2 protein-coding genes and 1 pseudogene are annotated in these 2,985 nt (G+C 51.7%); all 3 read left to right on the forward strand.

The window, feature by feature from the left end; translation table 11 throughout:
* Window positions 1–289 (forward strand): annotated as a pseudogene (locus RWJ43_RS06540) (YihA family ribosome biogenesis GTP-binding protein); the annotation flags it as partial.
* A 7-nt stretch (window positions 290–296) separates the two neighbouring features.
* On the forward strand, window positions 297–2,429 hold the full coding sequence (locus RWJ43_RS06545; protein WP_314009115.1) for a UvrD-helicase domain-containing protein: 2,133 nt from the start codon (window positions 297–299) through the stop codon (window positions 2,427–2,429).
* Between the two features lie 101 nt (window positions 2,430–2,530).
* Window positions 2,531–2,887 (forward strand): cupin domain-containing protein, encoded by a 357-nt coding sequence (locus RWJ43_RS06550; protein ID WP_314009117.1) that lies wholly within the window; start codon window positions 2,531–2,533, stop codon window positions 2,885–2,887.
* Window positions 2,888–2,985: the final 98 nt, after the last annotated feature.

Below are 2,985 nucleotides of genomic sequence, written 5' to 3' on the forward strand. Positions count from 1 at the left end.
CTACTTTGAACAAGAGCGCAGCTTTAACCTGGTCATCAGCCTTGTTGACATCAGGCACGAAGCTCAAAAGCTTGACCTCCAGATGATCAACTTTCTCCAAGAGGCTGAGCTGCCCTTTGTAGTTGCGTTTACCAAGGCAGACAAGATTGCGCGCGGCAAGCAAAATCAAGCCGCGGCCGCCCTGCGCAAGGCATTCCACATTACCCCTGAACAGACCATCATTACCTCGTCCGAGACCGGTCTGGGCATTGACGAGTTGCGCCGCCGCATCGAAGACGCAACTATCTAGGAGCATCATGGATCCAATCCACCAGCAAGAGCAAGAGCACCTCTCCCACGTATACCAAAAACTTGTTGAGATTCGTGAGGATTTGGACACAACACTCAATACTACGCAAAAAGATGCAGCTAGAGACCTTCGTCAGATGAGTGAAGAAATCCGCCCAGACTTTGGTGGAGCGGACGAAACCATTGAGACCCTTGCGGCTATTGAGACGCTCAACAGCGTTATTGATACGTACAACCAGTACCACGATTTTACTGTCGAGAAACTCGGTCGAGTCGAAATCCTCTTGAGGCAGCCTTACTTTGCTAAGGTCACGCTCAAAATGCGACCCGGACGTCCTTCTCGTGATGTATACATTGGCGCGGCAGGCATTACGGACAAAGACCGTACACCGCTTATTGTTGATTGGCGCAGCCCCGTTGCCGAGACGTATTACAACCAAGAGATGGGAACTACGTCGTACCAGGTAGACGGCAAGAAAAGAACGGTTGAACTGGAACTTAGACGACAGTTTGACATCACGCGCGACAAGCTGAACCTCTACTTTGACACAACGGTTGCCATTGAAGACTCTCTGCTGCTTGCCGCTCTGAAACGTCAACACACCGAGAAACTGCAGGCCATCACCGCAACTATCCAGCGCGAACAAAACGTTGTTGTCAGGCACGAGGATGTGCCGGTTCTGCTGGTCAACGGTATTGCAGGCTCGGGCAAAACGTCCGTTTTGCTGCAGCGTATTGCGTACCTTCTCTACCAGCAGCGCACCACACTTACCGCAGATCAGGTGTACCTGTTCACTCCTAACGAGATGTTTGGTCGCTACATCAATACCGTTTTGCCTAGCATGGGCGAGCACAATCCGCAGGTATTTACCTGGGATTCTTTTCTCAAGGCTTTGGGTCTGGCCGACCACGCATCGGGCGCCCACAACAACCCCGAGTCTCTGAAGAAACTTGAAGAGCAACTTGCCACACTTGAGCTCTACGAGGACGACTTCAAGGCCATTTCTGTTGAGGGAACCACGCTCATTAAGCCAGCTCAGGTGGCTAGTTCTGTGGCAAAGTTCTCGCAATTTCCTGTGGGACCACGCCTCATTGCGCTTGCCAAAGACGAGCTACACACCCGCTTGGAGCGCAGGCTTGGTCAGATGGCCCACAACGACGAAATCCAAGAAGAGATGCTCTCCCTTGACGTTGAGCAGCAGCTTGAGGTCTTTGGTCGTACCATCAGCCCTTCCGACGAGGAAGAAGTTCTGGCGCGCACCCGCGAGTTTCTCAACTGGCGCTTTGCCTCTGCGCACGAGGTCATCGAGTCCGCTTCCTGGCTGCGCATCGACCGCATTGGCATGCGCATGCTCAACGCCTCCGCGCTCAGCGGCGCCGAATGCGTTTACCTGCGCCTTCTTATCACAGGCGCTGGCGAGAAAAACGTCAAGTTTGTCATGATTGACGAGGTTCAAGACTACACCGAAACGCAGCTTATGGTGCTAGGAAAGTACTTCTCGCGCGCGCACTTCCTGCTTTTGGGTGACTCTAACCAGGCAATTTGGGAAGATACCGCAACGTTTGAGCAGATTGAGAAAATCTTTAGCGCAACACACGGCGAGGGCGCTGTTTCTACCTGTAAACTTCTGACCAGCTACCGCTCCTCTCCCGAGATTACCGCACTGTTTACCTCGCTTTTGAGCGAAGAAGAGCGTGGCCAGACAAGCTCCGTTCAACGCGGCGGTAAAAAACCCGAGTTCTTTGAGGTGGTCGCTGACAACAAAGATACTGAGCGCGCCGAGTACTTGCAGACTATGAAGTCCCTTATTGAGCAGGCACAAGAGTTTGACGGGCTGACCGCCATTGTGTGTACCGAGAAGTCTCGTGTTCGCTGGCTTGCCAAGCAGCTGGAAGGGTCTGCAGTCAAAGTGCTCACCAGCCACGATTCCCTCCCTGCGAAGGGCGTTGTTCTTCTCGACCTTGCACTAGCAAAGGGCCTTGAGTTTGATCAGGTCATTGTTGCCGATGCGCAAGAGGAAGCGTATAAAGCAGACGGAATTTCTCGCCGTAGGCTCTACACCGCCCTGTCGCGTGCGATGCATCATGTGATGGTGGTCTCTCAGGGAAAGATGACTCCGCTGCTCAGCAAATTGCTTTAAAAAAAGCAATTTCTACCTGCGTTTTTTTGAAATTTACTGATTGAAGACGGCTAGTTCGGGTAAATGCTAGTCATCGATAACATTTACCGTTGGAGGTTAGTATGTCCGAAGAATTGATTCCTGGTGTCATGAAGAACATCGACGCAAAGACTGTAGTAACCCTTAAAGACCAGGTTGCATGCCTTCCTGGCCAGGTCATCAGCAAGACTCTTGCGCAAAACGATGCCGTCAGCGTTACCCTCTTTGGTTTTGGCGCAGGCGAAGAGATTGCAAGCCATCGTGCGGGCGGCGACGCATTTGTCACCATTCTTGAGGGACGCGCAAACATCACCATCGATGACGACGTCTACACCCTTGAAGCTGGTCAGTCTATTGTGATGCCACTTGGTCACCCACATGCACTTCAGGCTCCAGAAGAGTTTAAGATGCTGCTGGTTGTTGTGTATCCTCAGAAATAATTTATATATTTACCTAATAATTTCGCAGGTATTTTCTATTTGGCCAGGTGGAGAGTGCGTCTGCCTGGTCAAATACTATCTCTTCCTGGTCTAATACT

This window comes from Lancefieldella parvula (assembly GCF_963530955.1).
Taxonomy (GTDB): domain Bacteria; phylum Actinomycetota; class Coriobacteriia; order Coriobacteriales; family Atopobiaceae; genus Lancefieldella; species Lancefieldella parvula_A.